Here is a 17,973-nt window from a genome sequence, read left to right on the forward strand (position 1 = left end):
GTCAAACTAAAACCTATACCTTTCCTTCAATACCTTTTTTTGTTTCACCGCCTTTATAAAATTTTAGGGCTTTTTTAATAAGAGGCAATGCAATGATAAAGATTGTAAGAGCAATAATAATTTGACTTACGGGCCGATCTACAAGAATGCTCCAGTCATCACGTCCCATTCGCAAAGAAAGCCTCAAATTGGACTCAGCAAATGCGCCAAGGATCAGACCAAGAACTACTGGCGGTAGCGGGAATTTCATACGCTCCATTGCATATCCGACCAGCCCAAATCCCAACATCAGATATACATCAAACATCGACTCATGAATCATGTAAACGCCTACTACCATCAGCGTTATAATGATTGGACCCAAGAGTTCACGTGGTAAGCGGAGGACTTTGGCAAAGGTGTTAGTCGCCAATGTACCACCAAGGAAGAACAGCAATATAGCCGCCAACAAAAACTGCCACATAAATCCATACACGATATCAGGGTGATCTCTAAAAAGCATAGGCCCAGGCTGCAGCCCATGAATCAACAATCCACCCAACATAACAGCCGCTACGGAAGTTCCAGGAATACCCAGTGTCAGTGCCGGGATCATGGCTGCTGCCGTGTCTGCATTATTTGCCGTCTCTGCAGCCGCAACACCTTCCGGATTTCCTTTTCCAAAGCTATCAGGATCATCCGACGCCCGACGCGCTTCGTTGTAACTAAGAAAAGCCGCCATCGAACCGCCAGCTCCCGGCAGTATTCCAACGAATATGCCAATCACGGAAGAACGCAGCCAGGTTTTCCAAAATTTAAACATTTTCGCGAATGCTTTCCAAAAACCTTCTGTTCGGAGCTCGGTTGTTACGGCGCTCATTGTACTTCCGGTTGACTCAAGCAAGCCTAAAGCGGGAGGCATTGCATATAAGCCGACTAGAATAACAACAACACTGACACCATCAAGAAGTTCGAGTTGACCAAAAGTAAACCTTTCATTTCCGGTAATCGAATCCGCTCCTACCACGGACAGTAATACACCGAAGCACGCGCTAAGAAGCCCCTTAATTACGCTTCCACCCAGTAGAAAGACAATACTAGTAAGACCAAACATAGCTATCCAGAAAACTTCTGGTGGTCCAAAAATCAGTGTTAGCTTCGACAATGGTGGAGCAAGTAGCATAAGCGCGAATGCGCTGAACATCGCTCCTATTGCAGACGATACCAGTGCTACCTGTAAGGCCTCACCACCACGCCCTTGCTGCGCCATGGGATAGCCATCAAAGCAGGTTGCGACAGCCGCTGGGGTTCCCGGTATACGCATCAAAACAGCGGGGATGGATCCACCATACATTGCGCCATTATAAATACCTGCCATCATCCCCAAAGCAACAAGAGGATCTAATCCAAATGTAAATGGGATAAGCACAGATATAGCCATAGTTGCACTTAGGCCAGGAAGAGAACCTACAACTATGCCTGACAAAACGCCGATAGCGACCGCTATTAAGCTTTGCCACTCGAGGATTTGACTAAAAGAACTTAACATTGGCTCAAACATAAATGACCTCTATCTCACCCTAAGAAAAATGTAGAAGGAAGCTCTTTTCCCATAATGAGAGAGAAGATCACGAACAAACTAGCTATAAAAACTATAGATACGGTAGCAATGACCCGCTTATTCCTATAGCCAAATATCCATGCAGTCGAAGGGACAAATAAAATCGTAGCACTATAGAATCCAATAAAGTGCACTGCAGGCACATAAAGACAGGATAAAACAGCGGCTATTAGAAATCGGTTAGCATCCACGAAAAATGGGATATCCCCATCGCTATTTAATCTATTTTTAATTCCAGAGAAAATCATTATGGATGATAATACTATTCCAAACCATAACACCGCCCCGGGAAGAAGAGCTGATGCTTTAGGCATAGCGTCCACTCTACCTAATAGATATACACAGGCCGATATTATTACAGCACCGGCGATTGACTCTGGAACAAGCAACCCCCTAATTATATTTTTTTTCATACTTACCCCACCTTAATAAAGCTCAAAAAATTATCAAATAATAATTCAATATCAATTAAAGCTTAGTCTTTTTAACCTAGAATTCAACAACATATGCTTTACATAACTGAGTAGTGTTGATTAGCCACCTTCGACCAGATTTTCATCTACAAGTAGGCTTATAAAAAATAACCATTTTTATAAACATTAAAATGAGAGATCTAATCACGAATCAATGCCATCACTATTTGCGGGCCTTAACCTAGGCCCGCAAATCCAATCTCACATAAGTATTAATTCTGTTCAGACCACGGAGTGGTTTCCCAGACTCCTTTCGCAAATTCATCCTGCTCCATGACCAGCTTTTCGAAAGCTTCGCCCGCTACGAATTCCAAAGGCGCGCCCTGTTCGGCCATTGCTTTCTGGAACTCAGGATCCTGATAGGTCTTTTCCATTGCCTCGATCAGTTTGGCTTTAACGTCTTCCGGAAGATTCGCCGGTCCGACTACACCCCTCATTGACCCCATGGTGAAGTCATAACCCTGCTCCTTTGCGGTCGGGAAATCGGGAGCCAAAGGAGAACGTTTGGCAGAAGTCACTGCCAGTACGCGAATCTCATCTTCAAAGCCGATCGCTTCGCTCAAGTTCATTGCCGCGACATCGACATGGCCACCCATCAAAGCGGTTCGAGCCGGTGCAGTGCCTTTAAAGGGGATGTAGGTGAAATTAATATCGGCCTTGTTGGAAAGGTTGATCATTGTAAACTGGTCGTCACCACCCAACGTCGACATTGCGACGGTAAGGCCTTCAGGGGTTTCCTTAGCCTTATTTACCAAGTCGCCCAGGCTTTTTAGATCGCTGGTCTTATTGACCACGATTACGTTCGGGTCATTAACGACATTTGCCAGATAGGTAAAGCTATCTGCACTATATTCTGTTTTACGGTCATGGGTTCTTGCCATAACGCCCGGCAAGTTGAATGTGCCAATAGTGTATCCATCGGGATCAGATTTGGATGTTTGGGTAAAACCAATAAGACCGCCAGCGCCTGGAACATTTTTAACAACAAATTTCGCACCACCCAGATACTTTTCCATGTACGAACCCAAAGTCCGTGCCATAACATCCGTCCCACCACCAGCCGAATAACCAACAATGATATTGATATCTTTCTCCGGATAGCTATCGTCAGCGGCCCAAACAGCACCAGAGAAAAAGGCGATCGATGTTGCCATTGCAAGCGTTTTAAATCTTTTAAGACCCATTGTTTTTATCCTTTACTTTTTTATTGATCTTGGCCAAAACACGCTTTGCGATAGCTACGCAAGCTAAGTGTATTTTTGGCACTCGTCTTTCCAACATACCACTGAGCTTACCGCTCCAGGTTGGTAGCGCCCAAAGGACCAACCTCACTCGCAATCACTCAGCGCTCTGAAGCATGAAAGCAGTTCCAGAGAACATCACTGCAAGTTGCCGAACCATTATCGTCGGACACAATCGATAAATACAATTCGGTTTTTTTTTAAAACCAATAGATTTATCTGATCGTTTCTTTAGTCATCGTGGATCGCTGGGAGATGCGCTATTGTATTCATAAGACAAACGGCAGTCAGTGGTGCAGTGACCCCCCGCAGCTCATCCCACTTGTGGATCTGTTTGCGAGACTGGTCGTCCGGAATACAGCAATAATGACCAACGGCTGCGCGTAGCGATGCTCCACGCATCCAGGTTTGCACCTAAGCGATTGGCCTGATCAACCTGAACTGCGTTGACCATGCGACAAACCTTCTCGCCCATCCACTTGATAGGCAGCGGACGATGCGAGCTACAGACACCCGCTGGGTATCAGCGCATAGGGCTACTTGGACATAGCGTGGGCATTTGAAGAGTGAAAATTGATCCATGATCAACCGCTTGGCCGGAGATTTTACAGCCTTCCATCTCAACGCCGCCCACAAAAGGTGAGGCAGACCATGTAATGCGAATTGATCCCAATGAGGTTGTATCTATTAGCGCGAGCCGGAATCGCGACGCAGCGTTGAAGGTATGCAGGAAGCACTATGAGAAGCTGTGACACAAAGTCCGTCTCAAGTCGGAAGCCCCGAGATCGCCTCCAGAAGCGGGTCTCTGCGTTGCTGCAGCGTTTAACAGGGAGTGTGGGCAAAATGACGGAGACTGTTTGGGTCTTACCCGCCTATACTGTCGGCATCCCGCATCACTTGCATCTGCACGCATCTGCTCCCGCTTAGACCAACCGGAACTTGTTCGCCGGCTCCTCAACCAGCCGGCGGGCTTAAGCGACGGCTATTTCCACGGCGTCTCTTCCCAGATGTGTTTGGCCGCCTCGTCCTGCGCCTTAGCCAAGGCTTCGTAATCAGCAGAAGGGGTAAACTGGACGGGACTGCCCTGCTTTTTCATTGCAGCCAGAAAGTCCGCATCCTCAGCCAACTTCAACAACGCGCTCATCAAAGTCTCGCGGATGTCGTCGGGCAGATCAGCGGGGGCGACAAGCCCACGAAAAGAACCCATTTCTACATCGAAACCCAATTCTTTCGCGGTCGGGACGTCAGGCGCTTGCGCAAGCCGCTCATCAGCAAATACAGCTAAAACACGCAAGTCCTCCTCAAAGCCGACCGTTTGGCTGAAAGCCATTGTACCCATGGCAACATGACCACCCATAATTGAGGTCCGCGCCATCGCGGCTCCACTGAAAGGAACCGGGTTCAACTCGATGTTGGCTGCCTGGGCGAACTGAATAGCTGCGAAGTGATCATTCCCTCCCAAGCCGGACAGACCCACCGTCAACATTCCTGGATTTTCACGCGCAGTACTGATTAGCGTCTCCACCGAAGTGATTTCGGAATTCGCCGGGACCACCAGTGTGTTGGGGTCAGACACAAAACTCGCCAGCCAAGTAAAGCTTTTCGCATCGTAATCGGCTTCACGGTCATAGGTCAGCGCCAAGGCCGCCGGCAGGTTCATGGTGCCTAACGTATAGCCATCGGGGTCAGCCGCCGCTACTTTAGTGAAACCGATCTGCCCACCAGCCCCGGGGCTGTTACGTACCACGACCGAAGCATCCTCCCCTAGATAGGTTTCGAGGTGGCTCGCGATGGTTCGCGCCATCACATCCGTCCCGCCACCAGCAGAATATCCGACGATCATGTTGATTGGTTTGCTGGGATATTCAGACGCTGCAACGGCACCGGAAAGCCCGCCGAAGCAGGACAGAGTTACCGTTGTAATTGAAAGAATGCGAGCAATTTTTTTCATGCTAATCACCTGTCTGTTTTTATTGATCTGGCTTTCGAATAGATTTTTACGGAATCTACTATTTTCTCTGGTCCCACTTAATGGCCGGGACACCACCACACAACCGCGGCTGCGGTATTTCTCGTTTGAAGAATCGATTAAATTTCAGTATCGGGAAATAAGCGGTAAATTCTTTTGGCCGTTCCAGCAAAGGCGGCATGGCGATCGTCGTCGCTCCAATGGGTTGCAATACGCTGAAATGCATTCCAGAGCACGCCATATGAAAAACTGCCCTTGTCCACCGGAAAATTGCTTTCGAACATGCAGCGATCAGCGCCAAACAGGCTGACGCAGCGATCAACATACGGTCGGATCGCATCAGCCAGCTGCCGGGAATCCGGCGGCAGCTCTCCCTTGTCGAAGCCAAAGCCCATGATGGGCATGCCAAACCCGCCAACCTTCAGTGCGACATTGGGAAGAGTAGCCAAACGCGACAGCGCCTTTCGCCAGGCCTGCTGATGCTCGGCCTTGCGTCCGGCATAGGGACCTACACCCAGCGGCCCGCCAGCATGATTGACCACAATCTGCAAATCCGGTAGTTGACGGGCCAGCGTTTCGACTTCATCCAGCTGGGTCTGGTATGCCCAGATATCGAGCGTGAGGTTCCTGCGCGCCAGCTCCCGGGCTCCGTCGACAAAGGCGCGACTGACCATCAGCCCCCGGGGCGCGGGTACTGGATTCGAACGAACATCGGGATCCGGATGCGAAGCAACCGGAACCCGCACACCGCGAAATAGCTCGCCGCCCGCCTCGGCCATGTCCTCCAGGACCGGGGCGACACCAGTTCCCATAAGAAGATTCGCACCGCCGACGATTGCAGCAGCAACACGGGTAGAACCATAAAAGCCACTGCGGGCCTGGGCAGCGACCCCGCGCACGAACTCGACCTCACCGACAGGGCGATAGGCGTCTGGCCCGTCGGCCCGAAACATCGTCCGGCACTGAACGAAGACAGAGGCCGTGATCCGATGCCCGCTCTCGCCGATGTCGTCGGCGAATTCCTCCAGCAAATAGCGGAATCCTTCGCGATCCCATAAATGGTGATGGGCATCGACAATTTCCAGCTCGGGGAAAAGAGGCGGCTCTGTCACGCAGGACAGCCACTCCGGGCGCGGATGACCATTGGGGGATGCCACTTCAGGCCGCCGAAGCCAGGGGCGCTTCTGCTGTTGAGCCTGATCGCCGGTTGCCGCTAAAGCGCCCGTTTCGTCTGGTTTTGACATCGACTACCTCTTGGGGTGCGCTTGCTGAGCCTTGTAGATCTTTCCTGGCCGCTCAGGCAAGACGGCGCCTGGCACATAGCCGACACAGAACTGCGTCAAAACCGGTACAGGACGGCTGGATTGGTCGACAGGCATGCCTCGAACTGGGTACTGCTCAGAACGTTGCTTAAGAATGTCAACATGTCCGCCGTTTCAGGCAGCGGCGGCTCGGTCATCACATGGGGCCAGTCGCTCCCCCAGACACACCGATCGGGGAAACCGTTGGCGATGCGCCGCACCATTTCGCACAGGTCGTCATATTGGCCGATCCTTTGACTGACCCGCGTCGGACTGAGCTTGACCCAGACCCTCCCGGTCTCGAGAAGGCGGCAGAGCCCGTCCAAATCAGCAGGCACATTTGGATTGCAGTGCCCCAAATGATCCAGAACCAGCACCAGCCCTTCAGGCAGCTGCCGAACCATACCGGCCAGCACGTCGAATCGTTGCGGTTCGGTATTCAGTTCCACGTGCCAGCCGACTTCCGCCGCGCGGCGGGAGAGCTCGGGCAAAAGCTCGAGGTCGTTGCGACCGAGCCGCGTGCGGTCCTGAATACGGATGGCACGGATACCCGCTGCCGCCAGCTCTTCAAGTCCCCCGGTATCGCGATCGATCATCGCGACACCCCGCAACTCTATATCCGTGGCAGAACCCAGCACACTCACCAGCCGGGAATTATCGGTCCCATCGACCGAGGCCTGGATCACCACCGCGCGACTGATTCTGCCGTCGGTCGCTTCCGCCAGATAGTCCGAAAGGTCCTTTGCCGGTGGCGTATAACGCGCATTCGTAGCCGCCCCGTTACGGTCGAACACATGCATATGGCAATCGCATAACGGAAGAACTTTCTGCATATCAGACATTTCCAGTGGCACTCTTTTCCGATTTGTTGCGGGTTCTGAGATGGAAAACGGCAGCGGCAATCACACACAGGGCGATAGTCACAAGGAATCCTGCAGCGATCGGCGATGCAACGAATATCTCCAGACTGCCTCCGCTGGTCAGCAATGCCTGTCGCAGACTCTGCTCCAGTGACTTGCCGAGAATCAGCCCGATGAGCAGTGGCGGCAACGGGAAACCGCTGCGGCGCAGGAGGAATCCAACGATGCCGGCGCCAAGCATGACCCAAACGTCCACCATGCTGTTGTTGACTGAAAAGGCCCCCAGAAGCGCCAGTATGGTGATCGCGGGAAACAGGTGGCGAGGCGGAATTCGGATGACGTGTACCGCCACCCGGAACAGAAGCAGCCCAAAGATGATGCAGGGAATCGAGGACAGAAGCAGCGCCTCGAAGATCGCATACACCTCGACACCGTAATCACGGAACAGGAAAGGTCCCGGGGCCAGCCCCTGCAGCATGAAAGCACCGAGAATGACCGCCGTGACGGCATCTCCCGGAATGCCGAGTGCCAGCGTCGGGATCAGCGCGCCACCGGTGACCGCATTGTTGGCAGCCTCAGGTGCGGCCACCCCTTCGGCGGCGCCTTTACCAAAGGACGACGGATCGCGGGAGCGGGAGCGGGAGCGCGCCAGGCTGTAACTCATGAAAGCGGGCACCGTCGACCCAATGCCGGGGAGAATCCCGATGAACGTACCGATCACCGAAGAAAGGAACATGGTCGTGCGCATCCGCCACATCTCGGCCAGCCCCACCTTTGTTGGCAGCAGCTCGGGCACCTCTTGAGCACCAGCACTGGCCTTCGGGCGGTTGAAGAGCTGAAGGAAGACCTCGGACATCGCAAACAGTCCGACAAGCACCGGTATCAACTGAAAACCGTTTTCGAGCGCGAAATTATTGAAGGTGAATCGAGGTGTGCCTGCGATCGGATCGAGCCCAATAATTCCCGCACAAATGCCGATGAGCACCATGATTGCCGCGTCGAGCTTTGCACCGCCACCGAACAGAATTATGACCGCCAGCGCAAACAACAAAAGCGTTGTCATTTCAGCCGGACCGAAACTGAGCGCCATAGAGGCCAGCGGCTGGGCCAACATCATAAGTGCAAGGCAACTGAAAATATTGCCGAAGACACTGGCATATAACGCGATGCGCAGCGCCTTGCCCCCCTGCCCCTTGCGGGCCATGGCATAGCCATCGATGGCAGTGGCGGCAGAGGAAGGCGTTCCGGGCACGTTGAGCAGAATCGCCGAGATGGAACCGCCGAAGATCGCGCCCTGATACACCCCCAACAACAGGGTAATTGCCGGAATCGGCGCCATCGAGAACGTAACCGGAATCAGCAAGGCAATGGCCATGGTGGGACCAAGGCCCGGGATCGCGCCGATCACGATTCCTACAACAATTCCAAATACCGCTGCGACCAGAACCCAGATATCGAGCAGCGCCAAGAAAGCATCTAGAAGCATAACAGCTATTCTCCAGGGAACTTGGCGCTCAGCGCCAAGGCCCTATTCACGGAAGCGGGATATTCAGACCTTCGCGAGCACCCAAAACCACCAGTGCAGCAACGGCGAGCGGCAGGCCCACACTGAATATCAGGCGACGTTCACCGAAGGCCAGTGCCGTCACAAAACCACTCAAAGCCGCACCCGCCAGGAATCCGATTGAAGTCATCAGGATAAGCCCGAGCGTAACGGCAACTACCGCCAGCCCCACCCGGAGCCAGCTCGAAACGTAACCCAGAGGCATATCAGGCGTCCTGCGATGCACAAACAGCCGAATCAGAACGGCCAGGACAAGAAGCCCCAGCACAATGCGCGGAAAGAAGCGTGCGTCTATCCCCGTATCGCCGAAGCTGAAGACCTCGATCTGAGATTCCAGCAGGCTCAGGCCGGCGATGGCGCCAACCAGCACCAGACTGCTGGCAAGCGTCTGGATACCCCTCATCGCGCCTGTTTTCTGCCTGGCCGCCCCTGTCACTTGGACTGTCCCATCTCTTTGGCCAGGGCGCGATAAGTCTCGAGGTTACGAGCGATGGTTTCACCCAGCTCCTCACCCGTCATGATACGGACCGGCTGATTGAGCTTTGCCATAAATGCCTTGTACTCATCAGACGCCGCAACCTGGGTGAACACCTGTTCCAGTTTGCTCACGATGGCTGGATCAGTCCCTGCCGGTGCCACTACGCCCACTACCGACGGGAACTCGACGTCATATCCCGACTCTTTGAGCGTCGGGACATCCGGGAAGTCGGGGTCTCGGGTACCGTCCAGCACCGCGAGAAGACGCAATTGACTGTCCTGCACCAGGTCACGGTAGGCCGGAACCAGGGAAATGTTCACATGACCGCCCAGCACCGCGGCTGTTGCAGCCGCCCCGCCATCAAAGGGCACATGCTGAAGATCCGCGCCAGTCTCGCGCGAGACCGATGTAAAGGCCAGATGCGCACCGCCCATGGCACCGGCAGTACCATAGGTTAGAGTGCTGCCCGACTTTGCCCCCTCGATCAATTCATTAATGTTTTGGTATGGGCTGTCGGCTTTCACCAGAACGCCGTGAAACGGGCCGGAATAATTCAGGATCGGCACAAAGTCCTTGACCGGGTCATAGCCAACAGGACGCAGTGCCGGTGTGACGAACAAGGGTGATGATGTCGTTGCAATCAGCGTGTAACCATCGGGCTTCGCCGCTGCAACCGAGCGCATGGCGTTGGTCCCGCTGCCGCCAGGCCGGTTTTCCACGACAATAGGCTGACCGATTAGCGGCTCCGCCATCGCAGCCAGCTTGCGCGCCGAAATGTCTGTGGTACCACCGGCGCCATAGGGCACAACAATAGTAACCGGTCGAGAAGGATATTCCTCGGCCGAGGCAAATAAAGCAGTTAGACCAACCACGCCGGCCGCTAAGGCCAAGGTTAACTTCTTGAATTGACTAAAGCTCATTATTTTTATCCTTATTTTGTATTGTTTACAGCCTAATGACTTTTCGCCCAACCATTGAGTGCATGAACCAGTGAGCAACAATGCAAGGCTTGCGAATTGCTCTCATCTAAGGTGCCAGTGACGCTCTCAATCGATCTTGACAATGTTCCTGGCGCTACCCGATCTTCCAGCGGCTCTGTGCTGTACCTTTGCCGCCCTGTGTCCTGTACCCATGGTTGGCAGGAGACCCTTGCATTATTCACCATCAGAAATGATAATTTCCAATCAATGTTTTTTGGATATCGATAGATATGACTGATCAATTAGATCTGCGTGATCTGCACTATTTCGAGACCATCGCAACACTTGGCCATGTCGGTAAAGCCGCAGAGAAGCTGCACCGCTCACAGCCCGCCCTAACAGGCTGTATCCGGCGAATTGAGAGCACGCTGGGCACCGCACTTTTCGAGAAAGAGGGTCGAAACATTCGTTTGACCCCCGCAGGTGAAGTGTTGCTATCGCGCGCCCGGATATTGCTTATGAACGCTGACGATATCGTTAGAGAAATAAAGGACTACAGTAGCGGGGCCATTGGACAGATTCGAATTGGTCTTGTTCCGACGGCCGCTCACCATCTGTTATTGCCTGTAACGAGAATACTCTCAAAAGACTTTCCCGATGTCCGATTAAAAACTGTTATTGGTCAGAGTGATTTACTTAACAGGTCACTTAAAGAGCGGGAACTAGATCTGGTTATCGGTATGGGTTCTGACTTAGACGAAGATTTCGAGTCATTTCCGTTTTTCCAGGACACTATGGTTGTTGTAGCCAACAGTTCTCACAAGATATTCAACGAAACCGTAACGATCAAAGATTTGCTTAAATACAAGTGGGTCCTTGCTCCAAAATCTGTTGCCAGCAGGCATTGGCTAGATCAAACCTTCGAACTACAAGGATTACCAAAGCCAGACGTGCAAATCGAAACAAATTTACTGTTAATGATTCCATCAATGATAATGCAAACCGAATTTCTTAGTTTTATTTCGCGCCTTAACCTTAGACCGTCAGACTCTGGCAATAAACTTCTCAAGGAAATTCCGATAAAAGAAACGACAATGCAAAGGCACTACAATGTAATCCATGTCAAAGATGGATATCTACCACCCGCAACAAAACGTTTACGTGACATATTTATTCAGCAAGGAAAAAATTTATTTGAGAAAAATTAACAGCGCGCACCAAGGAAGAAAGATAAAAAATACACGCTAGCTCAACAGCAAAGTGCGACGCCCCCTATGCACCTGAAGGTATTCTTGGAATACCACCACAAGCTGTCTGAAACCGAGGAATTTTCGAGGTTTCAGGTTCAATCGTTTATCTGCCTACCTGACATCATCTTCAGTGATCGTTCGCAGACCCGTACCCTTCAGAGTGTCATCACCAGATGCGAACATTATTACAGAGCCCTCATTCAACACTCTCAACCGCGACTCAACGTCGCCTTGATTTCGTCGAAACGGGAGTTACATATGCCATGGCGATGCGTTAGAGCCTCAGGTTAGCACCGGCGCAGCGTCAACCGAAGTGGGCGCGGATCACGTCCGAGGTTGCTCCGACTCGACGCGTACAGGCTCTGGTATGCGCCTCTTCGGGCTCATATACCCCGTTATGAACGTTACGCTTCATCTCCCAGTAGACCGTGGAGCGATGAACATCTGTCCGTCAATCCGTCCGTTTATCTTGTTGTCCGAATACCCATCAAACAAGCCAGTTTTCGGACACTGTCCGGCATGGCCGTTTAACGATCGTTTCCCGGACAAAGAGGTGATTTGGTGGGGAATGTGACTTTGATCGCTATCTGGTGTTGGTAACAATGCTTGATGTTGGGTTGCGCGACGATGCAGCTTTAATCAACGGGACTCAGGCGCTTAGCACCTGAGCGGCGGTGCAGGATTAGACAGCCTGCAGTAGGTAGTGCGTCGGGTAAGGCAGGCTGGCGGCGCCGGTGTCGATGGCAGCACGGGCCATGGTATTCAGACCACGACTATGGTCTGGCGTCCCGGCACGGGTCCGTTGCCGTCCTGCGCCTAGCGCATCGTGATCACCAACGCGAGACACCACGCCCCGAGGAGTGGCTGCTGATCAAATGGCCCGAAGACACCCCCGAGCCCACCAAGTACTGGCTGTCGACATTGCCGGCTATCAGCTTTAAGGCCCTGGTCGACCTGACCAAGCTGCGTTGGCGCATAGAGCGCGACAGCTCAAACAGGAGCTCGGTCTCGGTCACTACGGGACTGCATCTGGCGCGGCTTCCATCACCATGCCAACCTGTACATCGGGATTCCTCGTGGCCGAACGCTACGTATTTTCCCCCTCAGTCACCGCCGCCACCGCGGACGTCCCGTCACCTGAACTACCCGAAGGTTTCCGGCCCCGCGGCGGCGGTGTTTTGTCGGCAACATTTGTCTTACTTCCACTAGAAACTGGTGAGCGACTTGCACTCACCATTACCTGTTACTGTCCCAGCATCATTTGTGGAAGCCAAAGCGCCAGGCTGGGAAACAGGAGGATCACGCCGAGCATTGCCATCATCAGAATGACGTAAGGGAAGGCCCCACGAATAATGGTGCCAAGTGGCGCATTTGTTATCGCCTGCAAGGTGAAGAGGTTCATGCCTACCGGGGGCGTGATCATCGCCACTTCCAGGTTTATCACCAGCAGCACACCATACCAAATGGGATCAATGCCAAGATGCAGCATTGCCGGCAGGATTACCGGTGTGGTGATCAGGATAATCGCTATCGACTCGAGGAACATTCCGAGGACCATGATCATAGCCATCATGACCAGCACGAAGCCCAGTGTGCCCATATCAGCAGCCACCAGGGTCTCGACGATCTGTTGCGGAATCCGCATCTTCGTCAACACGTGCGAGAATACCGTAGCGCCGGCGAGGATCATGAACAGCATCGCCGAAAGCCTTGCCGACTCAATCGCGGACTCCCAGATTTCACGCCAGCCAACCGTGCGGTAGATACCGACGGTGATCGCTAGGGCCAGCCACGCGCCTGCCGCCGCGGCCTCCGTCGCGGTGAAAATCCCCATATACATGCCACTAAGGACAAAAATGGGCATGGAAATAGCCCATATCGACTCGCGCAGCGCCTTGACCATCTCGGGCAGCGATGCCATTTTTTCCCGTTTTGTTGAACCGTCCAGCATGCTTCTGACGACGGCCCAGACCACAAAGACCAGCGCCATAGCGACACCGGGTCCGATACCCGCCATGAACAAGCCGCCAATGGACGTGTCAGTGGTGACACCGTACAGGATCATTGGACCTGACGGGGGTATGAGAATGCCCAGCGTCCCTCCGGCGGCAACAACGCCGTAGGCCAGGCGCGGGTCATATCCGAAACGGAGCATCTGTGGAATCGCCACCGCACCGATTGTCAGCGCGGTCGCCACGCTTGAGCCGGAAATCGCCGCAAAGACGGTACAGGCGAGAATGGTCGCCACTGCAAGGCCACCGGGCAAGTGGCGGGTAAAGGTATAGGCGGTATCGTAAAGGTCATCGACGACGCGCCCTTTGATCATCAGGTTCGCCATAAAGCCGAACAGCGGAATCGCTACCAGCATATAGCGGTTGACCTCGTGAAATACAATATCGGTCACTGGACCAAGATTCCCTTGCACCAGCAATAGCAGCGCTCCGCCGTAGAGCATCAGCGCCGCGAAGATCGGCATACCGGTAAACAGCAGAATCAGCAACGTGCCAAGAATAACCACCATGATCATTGCGTCATCTCCTTATCTGCTGGCCTCAGAAAGGATTCGAGATTGCGCCAGAGCAGTTCGATCGCAACAAGCCCCAGGAGCACACCACCCAGCGGTAACAGCAACTGCAGCATCCAAACCGGTAATTCAAGATGCCCTTCGGTCAGCGAACCGATCATTTTGGAGAACAGGGCGGTGGTCAACCCATTGACGATCAACAGGCCTGCGACGGCCAGCACCCCCAAATTGGCCCAGATCTTCAAAAACGCCGCTATACGACCTTTCAAGGATGAGGTGACGATATCGACAGAAATATGCCCGCCCGATGCCAGCACCTTGGGAGCGCCGAGCATGACAATTGCCGTCAGCGAAAGGGCGACGATCTCGTCGCCCCAGGTTATCGGCGCATCCAGCAGGTACCGCATCACGACGGCGAAGCCTATCAACACCAGGTCCATCAGTACCAGCAATGCGGAGCACGCCATGGCGACGTCACAAATCACCCCCACTACGCGTACATAGACGCGTAGCGGGCGGCTGTCGGTGACGTTCACTTCACTACGGACAGCCATGTTATTCATCACATTTTCTCGATCAGAGCGAGCAGGCGCTCACCCTCATCGCCCACGCTGTTCAGGAACTCCTTGCGTACAGCGGGCTGCATGGTGCGCTTCAACTCATCGATCTGGGCATCATCGAGGACGACCGCCTCCATACCGCTGCTCACCAGGTTTTCGATATCCTGCGAAAGCACGCCCTCATGGGTGATCAGAGAGCTTTGGACTGCTTTCTCCGCCGCGCGCTCGATGCCCTCCTGGACATCGGCCGGCAGGCCATCCCACCATTTCGGATTCACCACGAGATTGTCAAAGGCCAGGAAAATGGCAGATGCCGTGCCGTATTTCTGTACTTCATAGAACTTGCGTGCGTACGCCGCCGCGACACCGGTCACGCCTGCGTCCAGTACACCGGTCTGAAGCGCCTGATAAACTTCGGAACCGGGCATTGCCACCGGTGAAGCCCCCAGTGCTTCAAGACCCGAGTCGAACAGTTTGTTCAAGCCGCGAATCTTGACACCCTTGAAGTCGTCAGGTTTCTGCAAAAGCCCTTTCGACGAGGTAAAGATCAGATCGTTGGTATCGACGATCCAGGCAATATTGCGGATGCCCTTCTCGCGCATTTTTTCGTCGAGCAACTCCGCGGCCTCGGAACCGATAAAGGCCTTCTGACTGGCCGGCGAACTCATGAGATAGGGAATCAGCGTCACCGACATTTCCGGAATCACGTTACCCCACTGCAAATTGATGATGGCGGCCGCTTCGATCTCGCCCGAGGCGACCGCCGCATGGTGCTGACTCGGCTTGTACAGCTGTGCGGCCCCGAATAATTGAACATCGACCCTGCCATCGGTTTCCGCCGCAACATCGGCCTTGAACTGTTCGAGTCGCTGGGCCGTGTGATGGGACGGGGGAAACTGATGACTCAGGCGCATGGTGAACTCCTGCGCGAAAGCCAAAGACGTGGACAGCGCGAAAGCCGCAAGGCCGGTGATCACGGATTGGATAGTTTTCATTATTTTTATGCTCCTTGGATATTTTATACCGAGTTTCGGTTTAGACGGCCGCTTGCAGGGCCGGTTTTGGCAGGCCAGCCCGGGCGATACCGCCTTGCAGCGGCTCATCTGGCATGGACCGCTCCACAACGGCGCGAGCCTCCATCAACGCCGCGATATCGATACCGGTCTCAAAGCCCATGCTTTCACACAGGAATGCCATATCTTCAAACACTATATTGCCGGTCGCACCGGGCGCGAAAGGACAGCCCCCCAGCCCTCCCAGGGAACCGTCCAATATGCGCACACCGGCGTCCAACGCCGCGGCGGCGTTAGCAACGGCCATCCCCCGGGTATCATGAAAGTGCAAACAAAGCGGCTTGTCATCCAGCAATGCAAGTGCCTGCCTGCTCAGAGTTGCAACATCACGTGGCCCGGCGAACCCCACCGTATCGGCCAGGGAAATGACATCAGCCCCCGCCTCGGCGCAGTTATCGACTAGGCGCAATACTTCGCCCTGTGCCACCGCGCCTTCGATGGAACAGCCAAAGGCCATGGCAATACCGACGGTCAGCACCGGCGCGTTGGCGCTGGAACGTCGCATCGCATCGACTCGACGTATCATCTCTACAGCCTCGTTGCGTGAACGCCGGGTATTGGCCTGACTGTGCCTTTCTGTGGCCGAGACGACGAAAATGATCTCGTCTACCCCGGTGGCGAGTGCGTCCTCGACTCCGCGCTCGTTGAGGGTGAGGGCTGATGCGAAGGCCCCCAGCAATTGCTTGGTCGCGTCGATCATCGCCCTGACGTCAGCGAATTGCGGAAACCGGGATGCCGGCAAAAAGGACCCCACTTCGAAATGCCTTACGCCGGCGGCATGCTCGCGCCTGAGCCATTCAATTTTGTCATCCGTTGTCGGGAAAGACTTGACCAGCTGCAGCCCGTCCCGCAGACCGACTTCGCGCAAGACAATGCGATCCCTGGGAAAGATATCGTTTACCTGTGTCATATCGCCTCCTACCGTCCCGCCGCCTGAGAAATAGCCTGCTCGGACCACCCGAGTTCCGCCATTACCATCGCCGTGTCCTGCCCAATATCGGGCACGTCACCGCCGCCGGTCAGCATCGTTCGATCGACTTCGAAGGGAAGTGCCGGCGCACGAAAGGTACTGCCATCCGGACACCTCGAAACAGCCAGGCCTCCGGGGCGCATCACGTGGGGATCATCGAACATGTCGCAGGGCTTGGCGATCGGCGAGAAGGGAATGCCGGCCGCCTCGAATTTCTCTGCCAGATCGGCAATATGCAGTGCCGCGATCTTCTCCGTAACCAGCGGTATGGTCCAGCCGCGAGCATTGATCTGTTCCATCCGCGTCTGCAGGCGCGGGTCGTCGAGGAGAGATTCAAGCCCCAGGATACGACAAAGCGTCGCCCACTGGCCCTCGGTCACTGCACCGACGAACACCTGCTGACCGCCGGCCTCCTCGAAAATGTCATAAACAGGCCAGGAAAACTCGCGTTCCGGCATCGGCGGCGGGTTCTTGCCCTCGAGTTCGAACTGAACCATGTGCTGCGCGACTAGCAACAGGCAGTTTTCGAACAGTCCGACGCGTAATTCGCGTCCTTTATCGGTTTCGGCCCGCTCGATCAGCGCAGCCAGCACCGAGAAGGCAGCGAAAAGCCCGCCCATGATATCGTTTGCCGATGACCCCACACGCAGTGGCTGCCCCGTGGGACCGGTCATGTAGGCGAGCCCTGTCATCATCTGCACCACCTCGTCGAGCGCGGTTCGATGCTGGTAGGGTCCCGAAAGAAAGCCTTTACAGCTGGCGAGTATCAGTCGGGGGAACTTCTCCCGCAGCGTCTCGGCATCGACCCCTGCTTTGACGAGCGCCGAGTCACGAAAATTTTCGACGAACACATCGGCGGTAGCCAGCAAGGCCTGCAGCGCGTCGCGTCCTTCCTTCGTCTTGACATCCAGCACGACGGACTTCTTGCCCCTGTTGAACAATGGAAACATCGGGCGTCCCATGCCACTCAGACAACGGGTCTTGTCACCCTGGGGCGGTTCGACCTTGATCACTTCGGCGCCCAGATACGAGAGAAACATGCCGCAGGACGGCCCCATGATCATATGGCTCATCTCGACGACCCGAATGCCCTGAAGCGGGCGGAAATCATCTGACATCTTGGCTGCACCTCTCTTGTGTTTGTTGCGTCAATCCACTTACTGATCGACGTTAGCACAGGGCAAATAAAC

General features: G+C 54.2%; 16 protein-coding genes. 1 reads left to right on the forward strand and 15 read right to left on the reverse strand.

What is annotated here, in order from left to right:
* Positions 1–13: 13 nt before the first annotated feature.
* From MPRO_RS14420 to MPRO_RS14455, 9 genes are all read right to left on the reverse strand, one after another.
* On the reverse strand, positions 14–1,540 hold the full coding sequence (locus MPRO_RS14420; protein ID WP_067293984.1) for a tripartite tricarboxylate transporter permease: 1,527 nt from the start codon (positions 1,538–1,540) through the stop codon (positions 14–16).
* A 14-nt stretch (positions 1,541–1,554) separates the two neighbouring features.
* The gene (locus tag MPRO_RS25110; protein WP_082708794.1) at positions 1,555–2,013 is read right to left on the reverse strand and encodes a tripartite tricarboxylate transporter TctB family protein; all 459 of its coding nucleotides are present in this window, start codon (positions 2,011–2,013) and stop codon (positions 1,555–1,557) included.
* A 272-nt stretch (positions 2,014–2,285) separates the two neighbouring features.
* Positions 2,286–3,257, reverse strand: coding sequence for a Bug family tripartite tricarboxylate transporter substrate binding protein (locus MPRO_RS14425; protein ID WP_067293987.1), 972 nt, complete (start codon positions 3,255–3,257; stop codon positions 2,286–2,288).
* A gap of 1,039 nt (positions 3,258–4,296) precedes the next feature.
* The gene (locus MPRO_RS14430; protein WP_067293990.1) at positions 4,297–5,265 is read right to left on the reverse strand and encodes a Bug family tripartite tricarboxylate transporter substrate binding protein; all 969 of its coding nucleotides are present in this window, start codon (positions 5,263–5,265) and stop codon (positions 4,297–4,299) included.
* A 137-nt stretch (positions 5,266–5,402) separates the two neighbouring features.
* Positions 5,403–6,527, reverse strand: coding sequence for an amidohydrolase family protein (locus MPRO_RS14435; RefSeq protein ID WP_082708796.1), 1,125 nt, complete (start codon positions 6,525–6,527; stop codon positions 5,403–5,405).
* Positions 6,528–6,622: 95 nt separating this feature from the next.
* A complete protein-coding gene (locus MPRO_RS14440) occupies positions 6,623–7,417 on the reverse strand; it encodes an amidohydrolase family protein (protein ID WP_067293994.1) in 795 nt (264 codons plus the stop codon).
* 1 nt (position 7,418) lies between these two features.
* Positions 7,419–8,930, reverse strand: a complete 1,512-nt coding sequence (locus MPRO_RS14445) for a tripartite tricarboxylate transporter permease (RefSeq protein ID WP_067293997.1) — start codon at positions 8,928–8,930, stop codon at positions 7,419–7,421.
* Between the two features lie 46 nt (positions 8,931–8,976).
* Positions 8,977–9,411, reverse strand: coding sequence for a tripartite tricarboxylate transporter TctB family protein (locus MPRO_RS14450; RefSeq protein ID WP_102136313.1), 435 nt, complete (start codon positions 9,409–9,411; stop codon positions 8,977–8,979).
* A 29-nt stretch (positions 9,412–9,440) separates the two neighbouring features.
* Positions 9,441–10,406, reverse strand: coding sequence for a Bug family tripartite tricarboxylate transporter substrate binding protein (locus MPRO_RS14455; RefSeq protein WP_067294000.1), 966 nt, complete (start codon positions 10,404–10,406; stop codon positions 9,441–9,443).
* A 290-nt stretch (positions 10,407–10,696) separates the two neighbouring features.
* On the opposite strand from MPRO_RS14455, the gene MPRO_RS14460 reads away from it, so the two are divergent.
* Positions 10,697–11,614: a LysR family transcriptional regulator gene (locus MPRO_RS14460; protein WP_067294003.1), complete on the forward strand. Its 918-nt coding sequence runs from the start codon at positions 10,697–10,699 to the stop codon at positions 11,612–11,614.
* 724 nt (positions 11,615–12,338) lie between these two features.
* Here the strand turns inward: MPRO_RS14460 and MPRO_RS25850 are convergent.
* The 6 genes from MPRO_RS25850 to MPRO_RS14485 form a co-directional block, all read right to left on the reverse strand.
* Positions 12,339–12,503, reverse strand: a complete 165-nt coding sequence (locus tag MPRO_RS25850; RefSeq protein ID WP_158651827.1) for a hypothetical protein — start codon at positions 12,501–12,503, stop codon at positions 12,339–12,341.
* Positions 12,504–12,899: 396 nt separating this feature from the next.
* Complete coding sequence (locus MPRO_RS14465; protein WP_067294006.1) at positions 12,900–14,183, reverse strand: TRAP transporter large permease; 1,284 nt, start codon at positions 14,181–14,183, stop codon at positions 12,900–12,902.
* Positions 14,180–14,743, reverse strand: a complete 564-nt coding sequence (locus MPRO_RS14470) for a TRAP transporter small permease (RefSeq protein WP_067294009.1) — start codon at positions 14,741–14,743, stop codon at positions 14,180–14,182. The genes MPRO_RS14465 and MPRO_RS14470 overlap by 4 nt, the downstream gene beginning before the upstream one ends.
* On the reverse strand, positions 14,743–15,735 hold the full coding sequence (gene dctP / locus MPRO_RS14475; RefSeq protein WP_067294012.1) for a TRAP transporter substrate-binding protein DctP: 993 nt from the start codon (positions 15,733–15,735) through the stop codon (positions 14,743–14,745). Before dctP ends, MPRO_RS14470 begins: the two co-directional genes overlap by 1 nt.
* A gap of 40 nt (positions 15,736–15,775) precedes the next feature.
* Complete coding sequence (locus MPRO_RS14480) at positions 15,776–16,723, reverse strand: hydroxymethylglutaryl-CoA lyase-like TIM-barrel protein (protein ID WP_067294015.1); 948 nt, start codon at positions 16,721–16,723, stop codon at positions 15,776–15,778.
* Between the two features lie 8 nt (positions 16,724–16,731).
* Positions 16,732–17,901, reverse strand: a complete 1,170-nt coding sequence (locus tag MPRO_RS14485; protein ID WP_067294017.1) for a CaiB/BaiF CoA transferase family protein — start codon at positions 17,899–17,901, stop codon at positions 16,732–16,734.
* Between the last annotated feature and the right edge of the window lie 72 nt (positions 17,902–17,973).

Origin of the sequence: Marinobacterium profundum (assembly GCF_001528745.1) — a bacterium.
Classification (GTDB): domain Bacteria; phylum Pseudomonadota; class Gammaproteobacteria; order Pseudomonadales; family Balneatricaceae; genus Marinobacterium_A; species Marinobacterium_A profundum.